The organism is Streptomyces sp. NPDC052040 (genome assembly GCF_044548405.1).
GTDB lineage: Bacteria > Actinomycetota > Actinomycetes > Streptomycetales > Streptomycetaceae > Streptomyces.
In genome coordinates this window covers 83,481-108,556 of the sequence record NZ_JBIUBV010000018.1, presented here as the reverse complement: position 1 = coordinate 108,556, position 25,076 = coordinate 83,481, and the positions used below count along the sequence as shown (strand labels likewise).

Sequence of the window (25,076 nt, the reverse complement as noted above, 5' to 3'; positions counted from 1 at the left end):
GCCATCGGGTGACGACCCGGGACGCCGAGACGGGCTCCCCCGCCCTGCCGTACGCCGACGTACCCGGTGACTACGCTCCGCCGCCCCCGCACCGGGGCCCGGGACGCACCACGACCTCCAGCGGGCGGGTCAGCTGCTGGCGCAGGACGACCGGTGCGCCCACGGTCGGCGGTTCCAGTAGATGAAGCGTCAGGGCGCGGCTCCTGCCCCGGGGCACCTCGACGTCGAACGTGTACACCGGATGCCCGCGCTCCGTCCCAGGCGACGACAGGGCTGTCTTCCCGTCGATATGCGCGTCCAGCAGCCCCGCTCCGGCGGTCGCGAAGTACGACACGAGCAGCCGGTTGTCACCCGGGCGGGGCGCGTCGGTCGGCTTGTCCAGCCGGTCGGTGACATAGGGGGGAAGCCCGGTGGACGGCGCCCGGTTGGTGAAGACCGCCGTCACGGTCACCTCGCGCCCGGCAGCCGTGCAGCGCCCGGCCGACCACTCCATCCTGCGGTCGAGGTAGTAGTCCAGCTTCGTCCCGGCGGAATTGTTGACCACCAGCCCGGCATAGGCTCCCGGCCCCTCCGGCAAGGAGCCGCCGACCGGGCGCGCGGCCAGTTCCCGCTGCTCGTCCCCATGAGCACTCCACACGGTCATCTGCCCGGTGCGCAGCACCTTGTACAGACCCCGCAGCAGGGCCGGACGCCGCTGGGAATTCCCGGCCGCCGCCAGCAGCCGTCCGGCGGCCGCACGCGCCACATCCAGCAGAAAGGCCTTGCGTCTGACCGGGTCCGGATACAGCACATAGTTGGTGCGCTCGGTGAGGTCCACCACGTTGGCCGCGGTGACCTGGGTGCCGTCGGTCATCCGCGCCGGACCGACCGCGGCCAGCAACCCGGCCAGTGCACCCGGATCCAGCGAGACCACCCCGTCCACGTGCTCCCCGCTCTTCGACTGCCAGGCAGCGGACCAAATGCGCGCGGCATAGGGGAAGTGCGGGCTCATATTCGAATTCGGCCAGGTCCCCACCGAGCCGTACTGCCCGTACATGGCGGCGAACTCGGCACCCAGATCGACCTTCGGCCGGGCGGCCGCCATATCGGTGTCCCGCCCGAACTCCGGCAGAGCCAGGGTGCCCTTGTCCGCGGTCAGCACCGCATACGAGCCGGGCATACCGCCCGTACCCCGGGCCTCGGCGGGATTCTGAAACACCAGAAAGTAGCGACGCGGTCCGCTCTCCCCGAGCATGGCAGGCAACAACCGCGCCCCCACCGCGGCGTTCTCCATGACGGGCGCCACCCTCCGCACCCCCGCCAGAAGCTCACCGCGGGCCTGGTCGACAGCCGGCAGCCAGGTCTTCTTCGGCAGGCCGCCCGCCTCCGCCAGGGCCAGGGCCGACTCGTGCGAGGCCCGCTCGAGCTCAGGCGCGGCTCGGCGGAGTGCGACAAGATCGATATGCCCACTGCCCGTGCCCGCGGACACCCGGTCCACCGCCCGCAAGGCGGCAGGCAACACGCGCCCGGCCAGCCGGTCGAGCACCCCGGCCGCCCCGCGCACGCTCTCGAAGGGACCCCCGACCCATGGAAGATGCGCCGCCATGTACCAGGCCGGTCCGGCAGTGAGCCAGTGGGCACGTCCGGCGTGCCCCGCCGCGGAACGGACCGCCCGCGCGGCGAGTTCACCGCGCTCCGCGGTCGAGACCGGCCCCGAGGACGCCGCCATCGCCGCCCGCAGGCTGCTCAGATCGTTCCGGGTCCCCACGAGCTCGGCACGCGCCAGCAACCCGGTGACCATGATCCATCCCAGGCCCACGAGAAGCAGGACCACGAGCGCCCAGAGCAGCAACCGTGCGCGTCGGCGATTCCGCCGCGCCGGGACATCCGGGGAATGCGCGGCGATACCGTCCGGGGGTGTCCGGATGGTCTCTGCCATGATCGCCCCCACTTCGGGCAGTCGCGGTTCGGCACAGTCTGTGAGCGGCCGTGGGGAGCCTGCTCGGCCGACCCGCAAGGGGGCCCGCCATAGGCAGGGGTGCCAGTCCCTTCGGAGGGATGGCAGCACGGTTCATCGGCGTGTTCCGGGAAATCGGGTAACGACCTCGCAGCGTAATAGGGGGCACCTGAGCGGCTGCCTGACACGACGCGGCCGCACGGTATTGCACCTGATCGGTCCAAGGCGAGCGACGGACCGGCTCCGGAGCTTCTGGCTGACGTCCGTTCCCACAGGTCATAGCCCGAGCAGAGGCTGTCTCTGGCAGAGCGCCGGGGAGCGAGGACGAACTCCGCGAAAAGCGGCAGCCCGGTTCACTTTCCGTACCGGGTGCGGGGCATTCCGTATTCTTCCGGGGAAAACGGAACCCGTCGGCGTGGATCGCGGTCCTAGTTCTCGTAGGCAGCCACGACCCACGCTCTCGCGTAGAAGCAGAATCGCATGAGAACCATGATCGACAGTAGGCGCAGCACCGCGGACCACACGGGCTTGCGGGGCCTTCTCATGTGAAGGCCCGGGCGGCAGTGGCAGCGGGACGAGCCGCGCTTCGATTGTGCGAGCCGGGTGGGATTGTCGTCGGCACGATGGGTGCGGTGGACCGCTCGCCGACTAGTGACGGCCATCGACTCGGGCCATTGCACCGAACTTTATGTCTACGACGCCGAGTTGCTCGTTTCGAGGTTCGGCGAGCGGCGTTCATGACAATCTGGCAGGCCCTGATACGCCCAGGCCGTGCCGTGCCATGCGGAATGCGCATGCGCCGGGCCCCGCGCGGCGATTGGCGCCTCGCTGCGGACGGTCGGTCCTGCCTTCCCTTCTCCTCGGCCGGGTGTCGTATCCGTACACGTAGGAGAAAGGTAGGAGTTGCCTATCGTTGCGCGCGTGTGCAAGTATCGGCTGGGTCGTTGGGGCGCCTGGAAGAAAGTCCCGACACCTGAGGGAAACTCTGAAATGCAGGTACGGAGACAGGTCCACCCCTGTGCGCCATCGGCCGTACTGAACGTCAGGGCGGAGCGTGCCCGGACGTGTTCGCCGCACCGGAGGAATCGGCTGCGTCTCGCATTCCTGCCTTCGAGGCGCTCTGTCTCGGCGGCGATCCAGGGAATCCCACGGTGAACAGCTCGGGGAAGGTTATGTCAGGGGATCGCATAGTCGTGCACGTTCGGGCCTCGGACCCCCTCACGGAGGCAGGCGTGGTGGCGGCCCTGAAAAGCCGTACGGAGGTCCGGGTCGCGGAGGGCGAGCAGCCGACCCCTGCCACCGTGGCGCTCATCGTTGCCGACAAGGTCGACGAGGTGGCTCTCGGACTGTTGCGGGAGGCCAGGGGCCTGGGGGTGAAGCAGACGGTGTTCCTCGTCCCGGAGTTGGACGACGCCAGTGTGATGGCCGCGGTGGAAGCGGGGGTCACCGGACTGGTGCGACGACGCGAAGCGACCCCCGACCGCCTCGTTCAGGTGATCGCGTCCGTGCATCGGGGCGCCGGCGTGATACCGCCGGACCTGCTGGGCCGACTGCTCAGACAGGTGTCCCGGATGCAGGGCCAGGTGCCCAGTCCGCGGGGACCGGGACGGAGTGGCCTGTCCGACAGGGAAGAGGGCGTTCTGAAGCTCGTGGCCGCGGGACACGACACGCGAGAGATCGCACAGCAGTTGTCGTACTCCGAGCGGACCGTCAAGAACGTTCTGCACGATGTGATCAACAGGTACCAGCTGCGCAACCGCTCGCATGCCGTGGCTTATGCCATCCGCGAAGGACTCATCTGACGTCGCCGTCCCGCCCCGCGACCCGGCACCACGCATTCCAAGGTCAGCTCCGGAGAGCCGAGTCCATGGCCTTGTTGTATGCGCTCACGGTCATTGGCGGACCGCCCGCGCTGCCCGAGGACAGTTTCCTGCCGTCCATCACAAGGCTGGGAGTTCCGGTCACCTGGTCCTCGTTGGAATGGAAGGCCTTGGACATGGCGAGGGCCCAGGGGTCATAGGTCCCGCTCTTGACGGCGGTGCGGAACTTCCCATTGTCCTTCAACGGTGAAACAGTGTCCGCGATCCTGATGAGATAAGCGCGGTCCTTGAACTTGTCGTCCGTCTCGTCCGGGTGCCACTTCTCGGAGTACAACGCGGCCCGGTACTCGAGAAACGCCTCCTGGCTGACGTCGAGCGCCGCGCCGAGGGCGCTCAACGCGCTCTTGGAACCCTCGCCATTGCCGTAGTCGTCGACGAACGACGCCCCGACATACTGGAACTTGAACTTTCCGTCATCGATGTCCTTCTGCACGGCCGGCCCGACCACCTGCTCGAAGTGGGCGCAGAGAGGGCAGCGGGGATCCTCGTAGACCTTCAACGTCTTCTTGGCGGTGTCCTTGCCCACGACGACAGTGGTTCCGTTCTCGCCTGTGGTGTGAGCGGGGGCGACGACCTTTGCGTTCTGTATCTTCGCCCAATGACCGGACTGCTGGCTTTGTTTGGCGGCATAACCTATCCCGCCCGCCATCGCCAGCACGGTGACGATGGCTCCGGCAACTCCCAGCCGCCGCTTGACCTGGTCACGCCTCGCCATCCGCTCGCGCTCCTGCCGCAATTTCTCCCGGGCTGCCGACTTCGATGCGTGGTTGTTGCGCTTGCTCATGCTGTGAGTCTCCGGGGTACGCGTATACGAGGTACGCGGATGTTGGTGGGGGAGTGGTCTGCTCGCACACCTGAAGCACGGTCAGCGCCTCATGGTTCGCGACATCGCGATGAATGTGTTCCGCGACCCGGCTGGATACGTGAATGCCGTCGCTGGAACACCAAAGACCCTAGGGCATGCTTGCGCGTACAGGCAAATGCAAGAAGGAGCCGTGCAGCGGCGGAAATTGAGCCGCTATTACTTCACCGTGGTGTGGATGGCCGAAGGTCGGCAGTTCGGGGACGGCCTCAACTGCGGTGTCTGTACGACGGGGAACAGCGAGCTCGGCGTTTCAGTACTGGAAGGAGCAGATCTCTTCGGGCTCTTCGCCCGGGTGGTCCGCGAGGTGCACGTACTCGGGCAGGGTCAGACGGGCGACCGCCCCGCCGTCCGGAGCGTTGGCGAACGTGAGCTCGGCGCCAATCACCGCGGCCTGGCCCACGGCGATCGTCAGCCCGAGACCGTGGCCCTTGCTGCCCGACTCCGTACGGAACCGCTGAGGGCCGTGCTCCAGCAGGTACGCCGGATACCCCGGGCCGTGGTCCCGGACGGACACCACGGGACCGTCCACGGACACCACCACCGGTGCGGCGCCGTGCCGGTCCGCGTTGGCGATCAGATTGCCGAGGACTCGTTCCAGCCGGCGCTTGTCCGTCTCCACGGTGGTCTCCCGGACCGTGCGCAGCTCGGTCTCCACGCCGGACGCCCGCATCATCCGCACCACTCCTTCGGTGAGCGGTCCGAGTTCGTGGATGGCCAGGTCGACCCGCTCGTCTCCCGCGTCGAGGCGCGATATCTCCAGCAGGTCCTCGGTGAGCGCCCGCAGCGTGCGGACCCGGTCCTGCACCAGTTCGGAGGGACGGCCCGGTGGCAGCAGCTCGGCTGCCGCGGACAGCCCCGTCAGCGGGGTGCGCAGCTCGTGCGCCACATCGGCGGTGAACCGCTGCTCGCTCAGGAGCTTCGCCTGAAGCGTGGAGGCCATGTTGTCCAGTGCCCCGGAGACCGACGCCACCTCGTCCTCGGGGCGCGTGCGGCTGTTCGTACGGGGGTCGTGGACGCGGGCGTCCAGGTCGCCCGCGCTGATCCGCCGGGCGACCAGCGCGGTGTGCCGCAGTCGCCGGGTGACACGGCGGACGGCGAACGCGCCCACCAGGAGCGTCGCGCCGATCGCCAGCGCCGAGGAGTAGACGATCGCCTGGTCCAGCCCGTTGATCGTGCGGGCGCTCAGCGAGTAGTCGATGTTCACGGCGAGGGCACGGCCGTCCGCCGGCCCCGCCGCCCACATCGTCGGCCGCCCGTGCACCTCCGCGACCATCGTGCCGCGCCGTCCCTTGAGAGCGAGCGCCCGCAGTTCCGGGGGCAGCCCCGGGGGGTCCATGGCGCCGAGTTGTCCTGTCGGAGCACCCGCCTCGTACGCCTCGGTCACCTGCCCCAGCCGGGACAGCGCCTCTTCACGTGCCTGTTCCACCGTCTGCCGGGTCACCGACACATGCACCAGGACTCCGAGCAGCGCGGCGAGGGAGCAGCACATCACGGTGATGAAGACCGCCGCCTTCCAGGCCAGCGTCCCCGACCAGGCGGGCAGCCGCAGCCGATGCCGTCGTGCGCGGCGCAGGGAACGACGGGTCATCGGTTTTCCAGCGGCGGTTCGGGGCTGCTCGCGCCCGGCTTGGTGCGGACGATGTCGCTCTGGGTGGCGAGCATGGCCTGCTGGTGCGCGTCCCAGGTCCAGACGGTCCGGTACTCGTAGCCGGGAATTCCCGCCGAGACCGAACGCATGATCAGAGCGTGCTGCGTCAGAGAGACACCGACGATCGGTTCCGCGTCCTGAAGGATGCGCGTCAGACCGCCGTTCTCCGGCATGTAGACCCGGATCGAGGTCTGCTTGTCCGGCAGGGAGATGCCTACGATGAGCTCGTCCTTGCCGTCTCCCGTGAGGTCGCTGTAGAACGGCTTCAACAGGGGGCAGGTGCTCGGCCTGGGGGTGCAGCCGCTGAGCTGTCTGACGGTCGCCGGGGTCAGGCCGTCCGTGCGGGCGCTCCCCGCGGGCTGTGCGGACACATCGGCTCGAACGACTGCGGCCGGTGAGACAGCACGCGCGTCCGGCGTCCTGACACCCGCAACGCGCTGGGTGTCTCGCTCACCGTAATCGATCGGCGGCACCGAGATGGTGGGCAGCGCCCGGGGCCACAGTTCCACCGGCCCCGCCGCGGTCTGGGTGGCACCGGCACTCACCAGTCCGCCCGAATCACCACAGCCGGCCAGCAGCAGGCCACAGGCCATGGCCAGGGCCGCCCAGAGGGCCGGACGTATCGAACTCACAGAACTACTTTCTGGCGCTGCGCCCCTCGCGCGGACGACTGGGACGACAGCTCGCAACCTCGACGACTGATCTTGATCGCGCTCCCGCCTGGAGCACGGGACCCAGTAGGTGGTCTGTAGGGGAACTCTAAAGGAGAATCTCCGGAGAAGTCCTTGATGTCCCACCTGATGGATGGCGTGGACGCGCGGTGTAACCATCGATGGACGCTCCGATTGCACTCTCCCGCTGTACGGGAGCGTCCTTCCACGGGGTTCCTCGAACAGCCCGGCCGCGGTCGCCGCCTCCGTTTCAGGCCTCTTCCACGGGTTCCGCGCCGGTCGCCCTGGCCCGGTAGGCCAGCAAGGCGGCCTGGACGCGATTGGTCACGTCGAGCTTGCCGAGGAGCCGGCTCACATGGAGTTTGACCGTCGACGGGCTCATATGCAGCTGTCCGGCTATCTCGGTGTTGGTCAGGCCCTGTCCGACGAGGGCCAGGACCTCGCGTTCACGACGGGTCAGGGTCAGCAGTCGCTCGCGTTCCACCAGGGTGATCGCGTTCTCCCCGTCCTGGACGAAGTCGAGGATGCGGCGGGTGACGGACGGGGAGAGCACGGCCTCCCCCGCGGCGACGACACGGATCGCCTGCAACAGGTCGCGGGGCGGGGTGTCCTTGCGCAGAAAACCACTCGCCCCGGCGCGTACCGCCTCCTCGACGTGGGCGTCCAGGGCGAAGGTGGTCAGGATGACGACCTCGGGGGGAGTGGGAAGCTTCGCCAGGTCGCGGGCCACCGCGAGGCCGTCCTTGCCGGGCATGAAGATGTCCAGGAGGACCACGTCGGGAAGGCACTCGCGAATCCGGGTCACGGCGGTCTCGCCGTCCGACGCCTCGCCGACGATCTCGATGTCCGGCGCGGTCCCCACGATGGTGCGCAGATGGGTGCGGACCATCGCGTCGTCGTCGGCCACCAGGACGCTGATGGCGGGCGTGGTCATCCGGTGGGCTCCTTGGGGTGGGCGGGCAGCGGGATGCGGGTGTGGATCTCGAAGGTGCGCAGCGGTGTCGGTCCGGCCGAGAATGAGCCGCCGAGCGACTCCATGCGGTCGCGCATCCCGCTCAGACCACGACCGGAACCCACGATGTGATGGTGGGGCGGGGTGAGCGTGGGCGGCCCATTGGTCACCTGCACGGTCAGCGCGTCGACCTGATGCACGAGCCGGATGTCCACCACCGCGCCGGGGGCGTGCTTGGCCGCGTTGGTGAGCGCCTCCTGCACGAGCCGGTAGACGGCGCGTTGCGCCCGCTCGGGGACCGGTTGGCGGGGCCGTCCGACGACATCGATCCTCGCGAACGTACCGACAGGTTCGTAGGAGTGCACCAGTTCCTCCAGGGCGTCCAGAGACGTTCGGGCGGAGAGCCGGGGAGGCTCGACCAGCGCGGTGGCCGTCCGGGAGCTCGGTTCTCGGTGGCGCGTCCCCGCTGCCGGGTCACTGGGAACGTCCGGTGCGATCGGCAAGGGGTCTGGCGGGGGGCAGACGGCGTCCGGTGCCCGAGCACAGGCCGCGGGCGGTTGCTCGGCGACAGCGGCGCTCGCGGTGGCGTGCGGGGTCAACACGCCCAGCACGTAGTGGAGCTCGTCCACGGCGCGGCGCCCCGTCTCCGCGATGGCCGCGGCCTCCTCGGCCACCCAGTCCGCTCCGCGATCGGCGGTGAGTTCCAGTGCTCCCGCGCGCATCACCATGTGGGTGACCTGATGGGTGACCACGTCGTGCATCTCCCGTGCGATACGGGCCCGTTCCTGGACGCGGGCCCGCTGGCGCGCCTGCTCGGCGCTGCGCGCGGCCATCTCGCGCCGGGTCCGGATGAGTATCCCCGCTGTGACGGGGCCGGCCACGAAACCCAGCCACTGGGACGCGAGCCTGGTGAGCCCGTCGGCTCCCGAGGTGCTGATCACGTAGGTGTGCACCAGTGTCGCCGCCGCGACGGTGCTCCACATCCATCGCCGGGAGCGGCGCTTGGCCGCCATGGTGAACAGGGCCAGCGCAAGGGCGAAGGGAGCGAACACGGTCATGTCGGCCAGGACGGCCACCCAGGTGACCGCCATGGGAAAACGGCGTCGGTACAGCATGAGGGCGCCCAGGCCGAGGGCCGATGTCGCCTCGACTCCGTAGCGCCCGGCGAAGAGTCCGTAGTCCGCCAGGCTCCGGGTCGTGTAGGCGTCCGCCATGCCGAGTAGGGCGACAGCCCCCGCGAGTCCGACATCGGACCGGGTCAGGCGTCTCGACGCGGGCGTGGCCGGGCCCGAACGAACGCGTCGCCTCACGGCAGCCATCCCTCACTTCCTGTCCGCCCCGCCCCCGGCGGTCGGCCGTCCTTGGAACTCCGGCGCCCGGACGCAACTCCCGCACAGGTGGTCATACCAGTGAAAGGGGAGGCGTCGGACGCTGCTTTCCCACGCCTTCCCGATCCCGGCGCCCACTCATCGTGCCTCCTCTTCTTGTGAAAAGGAGCGGGGGACCGGTTTCTCTGCCCTATCGGGTAATCCGCCGTACATCTTGGGGTCAGGGGGTGCGGCAATGAGGGCGTCGAACGGGCAGGGGGAAAACGCCTGTCGCCCGATGTCCCGCAGGCCGCCCACCAGGCAGAGTGGCCGTGGGAGCTGCGGAATTCGATGTCTCCGGCGTCTCTTGGATGCATGCGTGATTGAGCGCTAAACGGAATGGAGGTGGGGAATGGTGTGTTCAGGCAACGGAATGCGACGCGGTCCGGGAATTGGCGAGCGCGCCGGAATCCTCGGCGCGATCGGCGGGACACCGCTGGTCGAACTCGCCCGCTCGTCTCCCGGGCGGGGCATCGAGGTCTACGCGAAACTCGAGGCCTTCAATCCGGGCGGAAGCGTCAAGGACCGGGTCGCCTACGCGCTGCTGGCCGACGCCGTACGCGAGGGCCGCCTGGTGCCGGGGCTTTCCACGGTGATCGAGTCGAGCTCTGGGAACCTCGCCATCGGGCTTGCCCAGATGTGCCGCTACCACGGCTTGGACTTCGTGGCCGTCGTGGACGCACACACGCCCCGGCACACGCTCGCGATGCTGCGGGCCTACGGGGCGGGCGTCGACATCGTCACCGAACCCGACCCCGCCACCGGCCAGTACCTGCCCCGCCGACTGCGCCGGGTCCGTGAACTGCTGGGCAGCATCCCGGGCGCGTACTGGCCTGATCAGTATGCGAACCCGCTCAACGCCGCCGCTCACGAGACCACCTTCGACGAGATACTGAGCGAGATTCCCGGGGGACGCGTCGACCATCTCTTCGTTGCCACAGGATCCTGCGGAACACTGCGCGGCTGTGCCGACGTGATCCGGCGGCGCGGCCTGGACACGCAGGTCGTGGCGGTCGACGCGGTCGGCAGCGTGATCTTCGGCAGCTCCGTGACCTGTGACCGGCTGATACCGGGGCACGGTGCGGCCGTCCGCCCCGCGCTCTTCGACCCGGACGCCGCCGATGCCGTCGTCCATGTGTCGGACCTGGACTGCGTACGCGCGGGCCGGTCCCTGATGCGTCGGGAGGCGATCCTCGCAGGAGGGTCCTCCGGCGCGGTCGCCGCGGCGCTGTCCGCGTACGAGGCGCGGCTGCCGGATGGCGCCGTCTGCGTGCTGATCTTCGCGGACGACGGCTCCCGCTACCTGGAGACGGTCCACGACGACACCTGGGTGCGCGAGAAGTTCGGCGCCGACGGACTCCTCGACGACGTCCTGGCCGCGGAGGCGGGGCGCCCATGACTGCCGTCGATGCCCTGTTCCCCGGCCAGAGCGCCCAGGCACCCGGCATGTCCCGAGCACTCGCCGAAGCCTTTCCCGAGGCCTCCGCCGTCTTCGACGAGGCGTCCTGCGAACTCGGCCTCGACATGCGGGCGTTGTGCTGGCAGTCCGCCCCGGAGGTGCTGGCCGCCACCGAGAACGCCCAGCCCGCGCTGCTCACGGCGGCCGTCGCCGCCTGGCGGGTCCTGGCCCTGCGCGGTGTGACCGTCGCCCGCGCGGCCGGGCACAGCGTCGGCGGGGTCGCCGCCCTGGTGGCCACGGGCCGGATGCCCTTCGCCGACGCGGTCCGTCTCGTCCGCCTGCGAGGAACCCTGATGGCCTCGGCACCGGGCACCGGCGGCATGTGCGCCCTCGTGGTCGCCGCAGCCGAGCAGCGCGACACGATGCTGGCCAGGGCCAAGGACGCGGGACTCGACCTCGCGGCGGACAACAGCCCGCGCCAGTGCGTCGTCGCCGGCGACCTCGACGCCGTCCGACGCTTCGCCGACGAGGTCGGCCCCCGGGCCCGGCTCCTCGACGTCTCGCACGCCTTCCACTCCCGGCTGATGCACGCCGTGGACGGGCCATGGCGCGAAGCGGTCGCCGAGGTCCGTATCGCCGACTCCCCGCACCCGATGGGACTCGCGACCCGGGGCGTCTTCGGTACCGATCCGGCGGTCGTACGCGCGGACCTGGCCGACGCCCTCTGCGCGCCGGTCCGGTGGCGGGAGCTGATGTCCCACCTGGCCGACGCGCCGCGGACCCCTCGCGTGGGCCTCGGCCCCGCCCACCCCCTGGCGAGCCTGGCCCGGCACTTCCCCGGCCGCCCCCTCGTACGGCTTGTCAGCACGCCTCACGAAGTCGGCGCGGTGCTGCGCGCCCTGGAGAAGGACCCTCGATGACCGACCGGCACATCTCACCGCATCCGCCCCCCGGCCCACCACACCGGCCCGCGGGCACGGGCACGCCTCCCAGCGGTGCCGCACCGGCACAGGACAAGGACGTACCCCGCCGACGCACCGCCTTGGTGACCGGCGGGTCCCGCGGCATCGGCCGGGCCTGCGCGCTCGCGCTCGCCGACGCCGGTCATGACGTCGTCGTGCACTGCCACACCCGCAGGGACGCGGCGGAGTCGGTCGCCGAGGAGATACGGGCCAAGGCGCGGCGCGCGCTGGTGGTCCAGGCAGACGTCGGATCGGAGCCGGAGACGCGCGCCATGTTCCGCACCGTCCGCCAGGAGTGGGGCCACCTGGACGTGGCCGTCGTCAACGGGGGGATCACCGACGACGGTTACGTGGCCGCGATGAGTCTGGACAAGTGGGAACGGGTCATCCGCACCAACCTCACAGGCACGTTCCTCGTGAGCCGCGAAGCCGTGAAACTCATGCGCCGCACCGGCGGATCGATCGTCCTGATGTCGTCGACCAGCGGCATTCGCGGCCGACCGGGACAGTGCAACTACAGCGCCAGCAAGGGGGGAATGATCGCCTTCGGCAAGAGCCTGGCACACGAGGTCGCCGCGTGGAACATCCGCGTCAACATCGTCGCCCCGGGATTCACCGACACCGACATGTGGCGCGGTCTGCCCGCCGACGTCCGCGCCCGCATGGCCGACGTCATCCCCCTCGGCCGCCCCGGCACGGCACACGAGGTCGCCGCCGCGGTGACGTATGCGGCGTCCGACGGGGCCGGTTACCTCACCGGACAAGTGATCGTCCTCGACGGCGGCATGACCGTCTGACCACCCACCGGCCCTCGGACCGCGCGTGAAGGTCCCGCGCCCCGGCCGCAACCCCAGAAAGGCACATCTGTGTCCGCCTACCAGGAGCAGTACGACAGCGCGGTGGCCCGCACCGCGCTCAATCACCGCATCAAGGAACTCCTCGTCAACGGGCTCGGCCTGGAGATCCGGCCCGAACTCGTCGGAGACGACCAGCCGTTGTTCGGCCGCGGCCTCGAACTCGACTCGCTGGACACCCTGGAGATCGTCGTCATGATCGACGAGGAGTTCGGTGTGGCCATCAGCGACGACGACCGCGCGGTCTTCGGCTCGATCAACAAGATCGCCGACCTCGTCGTGGCCGAGCGCGGCGCGATCCCGCCGGTGGACGCCGCATGACGATCGAGACCGCCCCGCTCACCTTCACCTCCGACGAGATCCGCGACATGCTGCCGCACCGGTGGCCGATGCTGCTCGTCGACCGGGCCTATGACGTACGCCCCGGGCACAGCGGCAAGGGCGTCAAATGCGTCTCGGTCAACGAGCCGTACTTCGCCGGACACTATCCCCACCAGTCGATCGTCCCGGGCGTTCTCCTCGTCGAGTCGATGGCGCAACTGACCGCGGTCGTCTACGTCGCCGGAGCACAGGCCGACGGCGGAGACGCCGACGCGAGCCGCGTCGGCTACCTCGGGGCGATCCGCCATATGAAGTTCACCCGTCTTGTCGTCCCCGGGGACCGCCTGATCCTGGAGGCGACCCTCGGCCGCCGCTTCGGATCGCTCACCCAGGTCTCGGTCCGGGCGTCCGTGGACGGAGACATCGCGGCGGAAGGCACCTTGGCGGTCTCCCAAAAGGGCATGTCATGACCCTGGCTGCGGTGCGGCCCGTCATCCGCCCCTACACCGACGCGGACGCGGAAGCCGTCGCCGCCCTCTTCAACCGGTACACCGATGTGCCCAACCCGGTGGCCGTCCCTCTGACCGGCGACATCGTGCGGCGCGAACTCGCCGAGCGGGGAACCGAGGTGTTCCTCGTCGTCGAGCACGACGGAACGATCGAAGGCACCCTGGGCATGTTCCGCGGCAACGGACGCTGGTCCGTCGCCGCCGACGAGGTGTTCGGCGACATGCTGTTCCTCAGCCCGCGTGTCCGCGGCGGCACCCTCACCGGTGAACTGTTCGTGACCGCCCTGCGGATGCTGATTCCCCGCGGCGTCGAAGTGCTGCGCCTGACCGCCAACCCGGCCAACAAGCAGGCCTTCCCGCTCTACCGCCAGCTCGGATGCACCCTCAGCGGCCCCCCGGCGCCCGGCGAGGACGGCAATGTCGAACTCGTCAACCATCTGCTGCGCCTGCGCACCCGCATCGCCGAGACCTACGGCGACCGCGTGCCCGCCACGGCTCGCACCGGAGCCGTCCTGCGGTACCTCGTCGGAAACACCGCCCGCCAAGGCCTCACGGACGAGACCGAGACGGTCGCGGGCCGACGGGTGCTGCGCACCGAGGTCGTCGTCGCCGACCTGGCCTTCCGCGCCCTGCTCGATCCTGCTTCGGGGGAGGTCCTGTTCTGCGCGCTCGGAGCGGGCCCGGACCCCGACCGGCTGCCGCCGCCCCCAGAGCCCCTGGCACCGGCGGCCGGCCTGCGCCACGAAGCGGGAACGCTGCGCCTCGAGCTCTGCGAACGCACCGGTGTGGCACAGCTGTTCCACGACGGTTGGACAGGTCCGGTCCTCACGCTGACCTGGCCGGAGTTCGGGCCGCCGTACTCCGCCGGATGGCGCAGGAACGCGCCGGTGCCCCTGCGCTGCACGCCCCTCGAGGACGGGTGGCGCGTGGCACGGGACTTCGCCACCGGCACACTGACCCGCGACCTGCGCCTCGCCGCCGACCGGTTGGACGTGCGCACACGCTGGCACGGCGACGAGCCGCCCGCGCCCACCGTACGCACGGTCCTGGTCTGCGGGTTGAGGGGTGCCTGGCTGATCACCGGCGGCGAGGGCGGGGTCGGTCACCGGCCTGCCGGACGGGGTCTGTACCCCCCGGACGCGACGGAGATGGCCGCCGCCGGACACCGCATGCCACCCGACGGCGTGCTGGCCTGGTGGGAACCGGGTGGAGGCCGAAGCATCCGCCTCGCCCCGGACCCGTCGACGTGCACCACCCTGGTCAGCGACGCCGTCGTCCACCTCGACGGGCCCGTCGACCACACCCTCGACCTGCGATGGACACAGGCCGACAGCCCGCGGAAGGCGGTGCCCGGCAGCCTGCCCGTCGAGGACCCGTCGGCCCATGCCGTCGCGGTCCCATCGCGTCCCGCAGCTGCGCCTGCGGGACGTACGAGCCCGCACCCTGGTCAGGATTGCCGGGAACCGGCCGATGCCGACGCCGCCGGGCAGGCGCCCGGGTGGGAGCCGCACATGGTCGCGGGCAAGGAGTGCCGTCGTGTGACGAGCGGCGGCGACACCCTGATCCTCTCGGCAGCCGCCGGTGGCGTCGTGTCGTGGCGCTCCGACCGGCGACCCGTGATCACCAGTCCGTTCCCCCGGCACGCCGCCTTCGCCTGCAACCCCCGACGCGGAGCCGGTATCTGGGTCACCCGCGAACGCCCCCGCGAGGACCGTGAGTACGGTGTCGGATGGGGCACCTCCACGACGGACCGGACCTGGCACCACATGGAGGGGGGCCTCGCTTCCCCCGGCATCGCGTGGACGGTCCACCCTCGTGTCCACAGCGCGACACCGCACGTCCGACTGCGGGTGGACGGCGACCCCGCCGAACAGGACGGCGAGACGGCGATCTGGCTGACTCCGGCGGCTCACCGCGCGACCCGCCTGCTCATCCCCGGACCCTCCGGTGCCGTATGGAGCGTCGGACAGGAACCGCCCTGGCAGACCTGGACCGACCGGCTCGCCCTCTGCCTCACCGACGGAACCTGGCTGACCTGCGCCGCCCTGACCGGCGACGCCCCGCACATCCTCTTCCGCGCCACCCGACAAGGACCCCTGCTGGCCCTGCTCACCCGCGACCGCGCCGACACCCGCACCGGCGCGGAGTGGGTGCTCGGCCATCTGCCCGATGCCACGGCCGCCGTCGCTTTTGTGAGCGGCGCCAACCACCCCTGGGAGAACCCGACATGACCGGCACCCCGTCCGCCGCCACCGCCACCTCCGTCGCCGAACAGTACGCGGCGCTGCGCACCTCGGTCGGCTGGTGCACCCCGTACACCAGCCTGGTCCGCCTCACCGGCATGGAGCGCGCCCGCATCCTGGCCCGACTCCTCGCCCGCGACAGCGAGTTCGTCGAGCCCGACACCGTACGCGACAGCCTTGTTCTGAACGAGGACGGCTCGATCCACGACGTCGTCACACACATCGAACTCGACGACGCCAGCTGGCTGCTGTCCCAGTCCCGCGCCGACCTCGCGGAGACGGTCGAGGAGACGGCCGGGACATGCGGTGTCACCGACGCCGTCACGGTGACCGACGCCTCCGGTGACCACGTCGCCATCGCCTTCGAGGGCCCCGCCTCCTGGCGCGTCGCCGAACACCTCGTGGACGAGGAGATATCGGGCCTGGTCCTGCACGGCGTCACCCACGCCCGCCTCGCGGACACCGACTGCCTCGTGGCCCGCACCGGCACCACCGGCGAATACGGATACGTGCTGATCGCGCCGCGTCCGGCCGACGCACCGGCGTGGGTGGACGAGCAGGCGGCCCGGTTCGCGGGCGGCCGGGTGGAGGACACCGCGCTCTCCCGCGCCCGCGCGGAGGTCCGCCATCCGGTGCTCCCCGACCTGACGGCCGGACTCTCGGTGCGCGAAGCAGGACTTGAGTGGCTGGCGAGCTGGAGCCGCGCGGACGACTTCCGCGGAGCCCGTGCCCTGGCGTCCACCACCGACCCCGAGCACGGCCTGACCCTCGTGGTCGCCGCAGGCGGCCCCGCCCCCGAACCCGGTACCGCACTGTTCGCCGGGGAGTGCCGGGTCGGTGAGATCCGCTGGGCGGCGCCGGAGGTCGGCGGCCCCGCGCTGGCGTACGCGCTGCTCGACGTGCCCTTCGCCGTCCCCGGACTCGACCTGACGACCGAGACCGGCGGTGCGGTGCGCACCACGGCCTCCCCGATCGTCGTGCCCACCTCCTGGTCCGTCCGGCTGGGGGACTGACATGGGCGTCGTCATCACCGGGATCGGCCTGATCACCGCGCTGGGTGCCGACACCGAGACGAGCTGGGCCGCGATGAAGGAGGGCCGCAGTGCCCTGCGGGCCGTCGACGCCGTCGACACCGAAGGTCTCTCCACGCAGGTGGGCGGCGAGGCTCCGTTCCGTGAGGATCCGGATGTCGACCGTTGCCTGGGCCTGGCCGTGACCGCGGCCCGCGAGGCCGTCGCCCAGGCCGGCCTTGAGGGGTACGCGGCGGAGCGGGTCGGCGTTGTCGTCGGCAGCAGTCTGGGCACCATCCGCACGATGGAGCGCTGGCACCGGCAGTTCCTCGACGGCGGACCGCGCGCGGCCGACGTCCGGCTGCTCACCGGCTATGCGCTGCACAGCGTGGCCGACGCCGTCGCCGAGGCCACGGGCCTCACCGGCCCGCGCAGCCTGCTGTCCAACGCCTGCGCGGCAGGCGCCGTGGCCATCGGCTACGGCTGGGAGCTGATGCGGTCCGGCGAAGTCGACGCCGTCCTCGTCGGAGGCGTCGACCCCTTGGCGGCGCTGTCCTTTCACGGGTTCAACAGTCTCGGCGCACTCGACCGCGACCCCTGCTCGCCGTACACCCGCTCGGGCGGACTGACGCTGGGGGAGGGCGCAGGTTTCCTGGTCCTTGAGCATGCCCGGGCCGCAGCGCGCCGGAAGGCCCCGGCGATCGCGGAGGTCGCCGGATACGGGCTGTCGACCGACGCCCACCACCAGACCGCACCCGATCCCGGCGGCCGGGGCGCCCTGCGAGCGATGCGGGCGGCACTGGACGCGGCCGGTGTCGACGCCACCGAGGTCGACTACGTCAACGGACACGGCACCGGAACCCCGGCCAACGACAGCGTGGAGCCCAAGGCCATCGCGGCCCTCTTCTCGCCCATCCCGCCGGTGAGTTCGACCAAGTCGATGGTGGGCCACACCCTCGGCGCCGCAGGAGCGGTCGAGGCGGCGTGCTGCGCACTCGCGATCCGCGACAGCACCCTGCCGCCGACGATCACCCCCGCGGGCCGGGCGGCGACCGCCTCACCGAAGGCGGAGTCCGGCTCCACGGCCGACCCGGAGGCGGAGTCCGGCCCCACGGCCCACGCGGAGGCGGCCGCTGCGCGCGCCGACGCGGACGCTTCCGCGGACCCGGCGAAGCACAGCCGGGTCGGGCTGGACATCGTCGCGGACACCGCTCGCAGGGGCCGCGTCGACGTAGCGGTCTCCAACTCTTTCGCGTTCGGCGGCAACAACGCGGCGCTGGTGCTGCGCCGTTCCGCCGCCACCGAGGGCGACGGGCGTGAGGACGGCACAGCGAGGAGCGAGCCGGAACCGGACGTCGTGATCACCGGAATCGCCGGGATCGCCGGTGCGGCGTCGACGCACGAGGAGCTGACCAGGGCGCTCCGCGTCGGCACGCCGCTGTACCGCGACACCTTCGAAGTGCCCGGCTACGGGCCGCGCCGCGTCGGACGGGTCGACGCGACGGCCATCACGCGCGGGATCAATCCCGCGGCCCTGCGCCGTATGGATCCCACCGGCGCTCTCGCGGCCTCCGCCGTGGCCGAGTTGCACCGTCGACACGGCAAGCCGCCGCGTGGCGTCGCCGACGAGACGGGGCTGATCTTCGCGACCGGTCTGATCCCGGGCACCCCGGTGGAGGACTTCCACCGAGGCGTCGTTCTGCACGGCGCGTCCGGCGCCAACCCGAAGCACTTCCCCAACACCGTGGTCAACGCGGCCGTGGGGCACGTCGCCATCCTGCACCGGTTCCGCGGTGTGACCGCGACCGTGTGCAGCGGCGGCACCAGCGGCATCGGCGCGCTGCACTACGCGTACCGGCTGATCCGCCGGGGCGCCGCCCGCCGGATCACCGTGGTCATGGCCGACGACTGTCCCGACATCCTGGTCGCCGGGCATGTGAAGATCCCCGGTTTCCTCGGCGACGACATCCGTCCGTATCAAGGCGGTGGCACCGTCCTCTCGGCGGGCGCGGTGGCCGTGCAACTCGACGCCGCCGACCATGCCGCCGAACTGGGCTGTGAACCCCTGGGGCGGATCGCAGGGTTCGGGCTCGCCTCCGACATCAGCGGTGTCGCGGGACTGCGTCGGGACGGGCGCGCCTGGGCGCGGTCGCTGACACAGGCGCTCGACAGCGCGTCCCTCTCGCCCGGTGACATCGACATGGTGTGCGCCGCGGCGATGGGGCGCCCGGCCGTCGACGACACCGAAGCCGCCGCACTGGCGCTGAGCGGGCTCGCCGACCGGCCGGTGAACGCGGTCAAGGCGATCGTGGGAGAGACCCAGGGGTCGGCGCCCGGCTTCGGCCTTGTCGCCGCGCTCGACGCGATGGGCGTCGGCAGGCTCCCCGGCACCGCGGGCGTGAAACGTGCCCCGGGTGCAGTGCCGGGCCTGGTGCCGCACGGCGGTCTCGACCGCGCGGTGACCCATGCCCTCGTGTCGGGATTCGCGTACGGCGCGAGCCACGCGGCGATGGCCGTATCGAGGTGGGAGCGGTGAAGGTGCTCGACGCGACCGGCGTGACCAAGCGCTTCGGCCGCCGCGTCGCCGTGGACGGGCTGTCCTTCGACGTCGAGGAAGGCGAGATCGTCGGCTTCCTCGGCGCCAACGGCGCGGGCAAGTCGACGTCGATCGCGATGCTGTCCGGCTCGCTGGCCCCGGACGCGGGCACGGTGCGGATCGGCGGGATCGACCTGGCCGCGCATCCGGCCCGCGCCAAGCGCCAACTCGGCGTCGTACCCCAGGACATCGCGCTGTATCCGACGCTCTCGGCACGCCAGAACCTGAAGTTCTTCGCCGGGGTCTACGGACTGACCGGCCGCGAGCGGGCCAGGGCCGTGGGCCGGGCGCTCGACACCGTCGGCTTGAGCGACCGGGCGGGCGACACCGTGGCCACGTACTCCGGCGGTATGCGCCGCCGCCTCAACATCGCGGTGGGCGTGCTGCACCGGCCCCGTCTGCTGTTCCTGGACGAGCCGACCGTCGGCGTCGACCCGCACAGCCGCAACCGCATCTTCGAGGCGGTACGCAGACTGCGCGCCGACGAGGGCATGGCCGTCGTCTACACCAGCCACTACATGCCCGAGGTAGAGGCCCTCTGCGACCGCGTCGTCATCCTCGAAGAGGGACGCGTCCTCGCCGCCGGAACCCCCGGCGCCCTGGTGGAACCCCTGGGCGGCGGAGTTCTCCTCTGGCCCCTCGACCCCGAGCAGTGCGCGGCCCTCCCGGCGGGGGTGAACACCGTCGCGGCGGCCCTCGGAGCGAGCGGTGCCGTCGACGTCGACGGCAGGACGATCCGGATGCGGGTGAACGACATGCGCCGCACCCTGGGAGATGTCCTGCGGGCCGCCGACACGCTCCATCTGGACGTGGGCGGACTCCAGGTGCTGCGCCCGGACCTGGAGACGCTGTTCCTGGACCTCACCGGCCGGTCCCTGAGGGACGGTGCGTGATGTTCGCCATGATGCGCAAGGAACTCGCCGTCCTGCTCCGCGACCGCACCGTCCTGGTCACCCTGTTCCTGTCGCCCATGCTGTTCATCACGGTCATGAGCCTGGCCCTCGGACAGTCCTTCCAGGACCTGGGATCCACGCCGCGGCTGCGCGTCGCGGTCGTCGACGAGGACCGCGGTGCGGGAGCGCGCGGGCTCAAGGACGCCCTGCACGGCGTCAACGGCACCGAGTTGCTGACCGGCTCCGCCGACAGCCCCCTCACCCGCTCCCGCGCCGACGGGCTGGTGCGCGACGGAGGCGCCGACCTGGCCGTGGTGATCCCGGAGGGCTTCACCGCGGCGATCGACCGCCGCGCCGAGCCACGCCTGTCGTTCGTCGTGGATTCCGCGACGCCGCGCCAGAGCGTCGACCCGCTGCAAGGGGCGATCCAGGCAACCGCCGAAACGGTCGCCACGGTGGTCCGTACCGACGACGTCCTGCGCCGGCAGCTGGAACAGACGACCGACCCGGCCCGCCGCGCCGCGCTGGAGAAGGAACTCGCCGGGCTCGCCGACGCCCCGAAGATCGGCACATCGACCGTCGGCCCGCAGGGCAGTGGCCGCCCCTCCTACCCGTCGGTCTACCAGCAGAACGTGCCGGGATACGCCGTGATGTACACCTTCTTCATCGTGACGTTGCTGACCGCGTCGATCATGGTGGAGAAACGCGACGGCACGTTCCAGCGTCTGCTGTCCACCCCGCTGCCGCGCCGTCGCATCCTCGCCGGGAAGGTGGTCCCGTACCTGCTGGTGTCCCTGGTGCAACTCGCCACGATGTTCGCCTTCGGCCGGATCGTCTTCGGCATGGGACTGGGCCCACACCCCCTCGCGCTGGTGCCGATCACGGTGGGCCTCGCGGTGTGCGCCGTCGGGTTCGGCGTCCTGCTGTCGGCATGGGCGCGCAGCGAATCCCAGGCCAGCACACTCGGCACGATCACCGTCATCGTCCTCGCGGCCCTCGGCGGCTGCATGGTGCCGGGTGTGTTCATGCCCGACTTCATGCGGCGTATCGCGGAGTACGTCCCCCAGGGCATCGGCCTCAACGCCTACCAGGACGTGTTGGTACGCGGTGCCGCGGTGAGCGCCGTGCTGCCCGCGTCGCTGTGCCTGACCGGCCTCGGAGTGGCGGCGTTCGCCCTGGCCCTGCCCAGATTCCGGTTCGCGCGATGAGAGGAATCCATGTGAGCGTCACCCACACCCCCACGGCCCGTGACGACTTCGGGCGCCATCGCAGCCCCTCCGGCCGCGCCCTCCTCGTCGCACTCGGCCATGGAACGCCCGTCAGGACCCCGGACGGCCGCTGGTACTGGCCCGGCACGAACCGGCGCGGCTCGGTCTCGCACACCGGCGGCGTCGGCGCGACGGCCGTGGCGCACGGCACATGGATCGGCGTCGACATCCAGGAGGACCGCGTACGCCGGGCCGCCCTGGGATGGCTCTCCACCGTCATCGGCGCCCCCGCCGGGATACGGGAGTGGGCCGAGGTGGAAGCCCTGCTCAAGGCACAGGGGCGCGCCGGGACGCGGCCCGTGAAGGTGGAGTTGCCCACCTGGCGACCGGGCTGGCGCCTCACCGGCTGCGGATGGTGGGTGCGCGCCGCACGGGTCGAGCCCGGCATACACCTCGCCGTCGCCGCCCATGCCCCGCTGCCGGTGACGTTCGACCTGCCGGGCCGGTGGTGACATGTACTCCCGCGCCATCTCACCGACCGAACGCCTCTACATCGCCCGCTCGGTGGTCACCCCGCCCATGGCGATCCAGCTCGTCGTCGAAGGCACCGGAAGCATCGACCGGAAGGCGTTGAGCGAGGCGGTCGCGAGGGCGGCGGTCCGCTGCCCCGGGTCCCGCATCGTGCGCCGAGGGCGCACCTGGGCCGAGGGCGGCCCGGCGCCCGCCGTGCGCCGCGTGGTCGACGCCGTGGCCGACCGGGGCTTCCGCCATGCCGCGCTGCGCGCCCCCTTCCATGCCTCGACCGGTCCCAACTGCGAGATCCTGCTGGCCGGTCCGGGCGCCGACCGTCTCGTCTTCCGTGCCTTCCACGCGGTGATGGACGGCCAGGGCGTACTCGCCTGGGCCGCCAACGTATTCGCCGCGCTGCGGGGTGAGCCGGGCGTCCCCGCCCTCTCGACCGTCACCGAGACCGACATCGTCGACGCGTTCCCGCCGCGCCCCCGACACGGCTCGCTGCCCAGGGACTGCGCCTCCCCGCTGGCGCGCCTTCCCGCCGCCGCGCGCTCCACCGGGACCCGGCCCTCCGGCCCGCGGCCCGCGAACGCCCGCCCGGCTGACGCCGACCCGGTGAACGTCCGCCCGGCGAGCGCCCACCCGGTGGACACCGACCCGATGGACACCGACCCCGCCGAACCCGGCACCTGGCTGTGGCGCCGACGTACGATCCCCGGACTCCATCACGCCCTGGCCGCCAGGACGATCGCCGCGATCGCCGCGCTGACCGGAGAACCCTCGCGGTTCGTGGTCCCCGTCAGCCTGCGTCGGCACCGCCCCGAGCTGCGCTCCACCGCCAATCTGACGCTTCCGCTGTATCTGGACGTTCCGGCCCGGACCCCGTGGACCGCTGTCCGCGACCGGCTGCGCGGCGCCCTCGCCGAGCACCGGGAACTGGGCTCCGGCGGTCTGGATCCCGTCGTCGAGCACGGTGTCGCCCGCACCTTGTCCACCGGCACCGAGGCCGTCAGCTCCGGCCCCCTCGCGCCGTGCACGGCGGTCGTCTCCCACGTCGGCCGGGTCGACCCCGCGACTCTGTCCACACCCGCCTTCACCGCGCACACCGTGTACTCGCTGCCGATGTTCGTCACCTACGCGCCCGTCTTCCTGACCGCCTACCAACTGCCTAACCACGCCGAGATATCACTGTCCTGCGCCGACGGTCCGGGCATGGGCCACCGTGCCGAAGCCCTCCTCGAGCACATCCGCGACAGCCTTCTGGCCCACCTCGACGACGCGGACTCCGCCGACGCCCGGGCGGAGGTCTGACATGGAGCGTCAGGACGCCGTGGTCATCGGCAGCGGCATGGGCGCACTGGTGTGCGCCGCGTACCTCGCGGCAGAGGGGCGCCGGGTCCTGGTGTGCGAGCAGCACTCCATACCGGGGGGAAGCACCCATGCCTTCCGCCGCAGACGCCGGTACGAGTTCGATGTCGGCGTCCACTACCTGGGCGACTGCGACCCCGACGGTCTGCTCACCGCCGTGTACCGGGGCCTCGGCATCGACGACCGGGTGCGCCTGCGCCCGTTGGACCCCGACTGCTTCGACACCGTCACCTTCCCCGGCCACACCCTGAAGGTCGGCGCCGGATGGTCCACCTACCGCGAGCGGCTGATCGCCGCATGCCCGGCCGACACCCACGGCATCGAGCGCCTCCTCGGCATCTGCGCGGCGATCGGCGACGAGAAGCGCGCCGCGCTCCTGGGCACCGCTCGGAGCCGTCCCGACCCGCCCGAACCCGCCGACCGCCCGGCCCGCTGGGCCTCCCGCACCCTGGCCGAACTCTTCGCCCACTGCGGCCTGTCGCCACGCGCGGCGGCACTGTTCGCGGCGCAGTCCGGCAACTACGGAACACCGCCGAGCCGCACCACGGTGCTGACCCATGTCTACATGCTGGACAGCTATCTGCGCGGCGCCTCCTATCCCGAGGGCGGCGGCCACACCCTCGGCACGGCGCTGATCGAGTCGATCACCGAGCACGGCGGATCCGTGCGCACCCGCAGCCGCGTCGAGCGGATCCTCGTCGAGCGCGGCACCGTGACGGGGGTGCGCCTGGCCTCGGGCGAGACGATCACAGCGCCGCTGGTGGTCTCCGGAGCGGACTTCCCGCGCACCGTCCTGGAGCTGACGGGGGCCGAGCATTTCCCGCCCGCCTTCGCGCGCCGGACCCGCGAGGCCGCCATGCGTCTGCCGGTCGCCGTGCTCTACCTCGGCCTGTCCCGTCCGCTGGACCACCTGCCGAACACCAACCTCTGGCAGCACACCGAATGGGACGCCGAAGCGGCGTACAAGGAACTGGAAGCGGGCTGCCCGAGTGGACGGCTGCCCTTCGCCTTCCTGTCGTTCGCCTCGCTCAAGGACCCCGAGTCGCCCGCGGTGTGCCCGCCCGGGCACGCCAACCTCCAGGTGATGGTGCCCTACGCGATGCCCGGGACCTACCCGCCGCGCTACCGCCGCGACCCCTGCTACCTCCACGACAAACAACGCCTGCGGCACATGTTGCTGGCGGCGGCCGAGGACGCCCTCGGACCGCTGGAGGACCACATCGACCACATCGAGACATCGACCGGCCTCACCCACACGCGCTACACCGGCTCCTCCGGCGGCACCCCCTACGGCCTGGCCCGCTGGGGGACCCTCGCTGCCCGACCGGGGGTCGAGACGGCCGTCCGGGGCCTGTACGTCGTCGGCCAGAGCACCCGCTACGGCAGCGGCATCGTCGGCACCGCCCTGAGCGGAGTCGTGTGCGCGGAGGCCATCACCCGCCGCCGCCTCCTGGCGCCGGGACGGAAAGGAGCAGCCGCATGACCCGCGACCCGCAGGCGCTGCGCGTCGGCGACAGCGAACGCGACCAGGCCGTCGACGCCCTCGCCGCACACCACGCGGCAGGGCGCATCGACTTCGCCGCCTACGAGGACCGCGCAGCCGCCGCCCTGAACGCCGGGCACCGCGACGAGCTCTGTGCCCTCTTCGCCGACCTGCCCGACCCGAGACCGCCGTACGCGGAGAAGGCGCCCACCGCCAAGACGTCGTCCGCGGGGCGCGCCGCGGCGTGGGCGGCCGGAGCGGTGTGGCCCCTGACCCTTGTGATCGTGCTGCTCACCGGAGTCTGGCAACTCGTCCTGATCCCGGTCGCGTTCACCGCGGTCACCGGAGTCAGCCTGCGCTCGCACCGCCGGACTCGTCGCAGGCGGGACCGCGGATGA

21 protein-coding genes are annotated in these 25,076 nt (G+C 71.3%); 15 read left to right on the top strand and 6 right to left on the bottom strand.

What is annotated here, in order from left to right; genetic code table 11:
- Positions 1 to 70: 70 nt before the first annotated feature.
- Entirely contained in the window at positions 71 to 1,918 is a 1,848-nt protein-coding gene (locus tag ACIHAA_RS27730; RefSeq protein ID WP_399821823.1) for a DUF4012 domain-containing protein, read from the bottom strand.
- 1,253 nt (positions 1,919 to 3,171) lie between these two features.
- On the opposite strand from ACIHAA_RS27730, the gene ACIHAA_RS27725 reads away from it, so the two are divergent.
- A complete protein-coding gene (locus ACIHAA_RS27725; RefSeq protein ID WP_399821821.1) occupies positions 3,172 to 3,738 on the top strand; it encodes a LuxR C-terminal-related transcriptional regulator in 567 nt (188 codons plus the stop codon).
- 43 nt (positions 3,739 to 3,781) lie between these two features.
- Here ACIHAA_RS27725 and ACIHAA_RS27720 read toward each other — a convergent pair whose 3' ends face one another.
- From ACIHAA_RS27720 to ACIHAA_RS27700, 5 genes are all read right to left on the bottom strand, one after another.
- Positions 3,782 to 4,600 carry a thioredoxin domain-containing protein gene (locus tag ACIHAA_RS27720; RefSeq protein WP_399821819.1) on the bottom strand — a complete coding sequence of 273 codons (819 nt, stop codon included), beginning with the start codon at positions 4,598 to 4,600 and terminating at the stop codon, positions 3,782 to 3,784.
- Positions 4,601 to 4,931: 331 nt separating this feature from the next.
- Positions 4,932 to 6,269 (bottom strand): ATP-binding protein, encoded by a 1,338-nt coding sequence (locus tag ACIHAA_RS27715; RefSeq protein WP_399821818.1) that lies wholly within the window; start codon positions 6,267 to 6,269, stop codon positions 4,932 to 4,934.
- Entirely contained in the window at positions 6,266 to 6,961 is a 696-nt protein-coding gene (locus ACIHAA_RS27710) for a hypothetical protein (protein ID WP_399821815.1), read from the bottom strand. The genes ACIHAA_RS27715 and ACIHAA_RS27710 overlap by 4 nt, the downstream gene beginning before the upstream one ends.
- A gap of 289 nt (positions 6,962 to 7,250) precedes the next feature.
- Positions 7,251 to 7,934: a response regulator gene (locus tag ACIHAA_RS27705; protein WP_399821813.1), complete on the bottom strand. Its 684-nt coding sequence runs from the start codon at positions 7,932 to 7,934 to the stop codon at positions 7,251 to 7,253.
- The gene (locus ACIHAA_RS27700) at positions 7,931 to 9,166 is read right to left on the bottom strand and encodes a sensor histidine kinase (protein WP_399821811.1); all 1,236 of its coding nucleotides are present in this window, start codon (positions 9,164 to 9,166) and stop codon (positions 7,931 to 7,933) included. The genes ACIHAA_RS27705 and ACIHAA_RS27700 overlap by 4 nt, the downstream gene beginning before the upstream one ends.
- A gap of 526 nt (positions 9,167 to 9,692) precedes the next feature.
- Here ACIHAA_RS27700 and sbnA point away from each other — a divergent pair.
- The 14 genes from sbnA (at position 9,693) to ACIHAA_RS27630 (ending at position 25,076) form a co-directional block, all read left to right on the top strand.
- On the top strand, positions 9,693 to 10,718 hold the full coding sequence (gene sbnA / locus ACIHAA_RS27695) for a 2,3-diaminopropionate biosynthesis protein SbnA (protein ID WP_399821808.1): 1,026 nt from the start codon (positions 9,693 to 9,695) through the stop codon (positions 10,716 to 10,718).
- Complete coding sequence (locus ACIHAA_RS27690) at positions 10,715 to 11,638, top strand: ACP S-malonyltransferase (RefSeq protein WP_399821806.1); 924 nt, start codon at positions 10,715 to 10,717, stop codon at positions 11,636 to 11,638. Before sbnA ends, ACIHAA_RS27690 begins: the two co-directional genes overlap by 4 nt.
- Complete coding sequence (locus ACIHAA_RS27685; protein ID WP_399821804.1) at positions 11,635 to 12,477, top strand: SDR family oxidoreductase; 843 nt, start codon at positions 11,635 to 11,637, stop codon at positions 12,475 to 12,477. Before ACIHAA_RS27690 ends, ACIHAA_RS27685 begins: the two co-directional genes overlap by 4 nt.
- Before the next feature lie 69 nt (positions 12,478 to 12,546).
- A complete protein-coding gene (locus ACIHAA_RS27680) occupies positions 12,547 to 12,855 on the top strand; it encodes a phosphopantetheine-binding protein (protein WP_399821801.1) in 309 nt (102 codons plus the stop codon).
- A complete protein-coding gene (gene fabZ, locus ACIHAA_RS27675; protein ID WP_399821799.1) occupies positions 12,852 to 13,325 on the top strand; it encodes a 3-hydroxyacyl-ACP dehydratase FabZ in 474 nt (157 codons plus the stop codon). The genes ACIHAA_RS27680 and fabZ overlap by 4 nt, the downstream gene beginning before the upstream one ends.
- Positions 13,322 to 15,595, top strand: coding sequence for a GNAT family N-acetyltransferase (locus ACIHAA_RS27670; RefSeq protein ID WP_399821797.1), 2,274 nt, complete (start codon positions 13,322 to 13,324; stop codon positions 15,593 to 15,595). Before fabZ ends, ACIHAA_RS27670 begins: the two co-directional genes overlap by 4 nt.
- Positions 15,592 to 16,620 (top strand): aminomethyl transferase family protein, encoded by a 1,029-nt coding sequence (locus tag ACIHAA_RS27665; RefSeq protein WP_399821794.1) that lies wholly within the window; start codon positions 15,592 to 15,594, stop codon positions 16,618 to 16,620. The genes ACIHAA_RS27670 and ACIHAA_RS27665 overlap by 4 nt, the downstream gene beginning before the upstream one ends.
- A 1-nt stretch (position 16,621) precedes the next feature.
- A complete protein-coding gene (locus ACIHAA_RS27660) occupies positions 16,622 to 19,153 on the top strand; it encodes a beta-ketoacyl synthase N-terminal-like domain-containing protein (protein WP_399821792.1) in 2,532 nt (843 codons plus the stop codon).
- Positions 19,150 to 20,106: an ABC transporter ATP-binding protein gene (locus ACIHAA_RS27655; protein ID WP_399821790.1), complete on the top strand. Its 957-nt coding sequence runs from the start codon at positions 19,150 to 19,152 to the stop codon at positions 20,104 to 20,106. The genes ACIHAA_RS27660 and ACIHAA_RS27655 overlap by 4 nt, the downstream gene beginning before the upstream one ends.
- Positions 20,106 to 21,314 (top strand): ABC transporter permease, encoded by a 1,209-nt coding sequence (locus tag ACIHAA_RS27650; RefSeq protein WP_399821788.1) that lies wholly within the window; start codon positions 20,106 to 20,108, stop codon positions 21,312 to 21,314. Before ACIHAA_RS27655 ends, ACIHAA_RS27650 begins: the two co-directional genes overlap by 1 nt.
- A gap of 11 nt (positions 21,315 to 21,325) precedes the next feature.
- Positions 21,326 to 21,826, top strand: coding sequence for a hypothetical protein (locus tag ACIHAA_RS27645; protein ID WP_399821786.1), 501 nt, complete (start codon positions 21,326 to 21,328; stop codon positions 21,824 to 21,826).
- A 1-nt stretch (position 21,827) separates the two neighbouring features.
- Positions 21,828 to 23,138, top strand: a complete 1,311-nt coding sequence (locus ACIHAA_RS27640) for a hypothetical protein (protein WP_399821784.1) — start codon at positions 21,828 to 21,830, stop codon at positions 23,136 to 23,138.
- A 1-nt stretch (position 23,139) separates the two neighbouring features.
- On the top strand, positions 23,140 to 24,678 hold the full coding sequence (locus tag ACIHAA_RS27635) for a phytoene desaturase family protein (protein ID WP_399821782.1): 1,539 nt from the start codon (positions 23,140 to 23,142) through the stop codon (positions 24,676 to 24,678).
- Positions 24,675 to 25,076 (top strand): DUF1707 domain-containing protein, encoded by a 402-nt coding sequence (locus tag ACIHAA_RS27630; RefSeq protein WP_399821780.1) that lies wholly within the window; start codon positions 24,675 to 24,677, stop codon positions 25,074 to 25,076. Before ACIHAA_RS27635 ends, ACIHAA_RS27630 begins: the two co-directional genes overlap by 4 nt.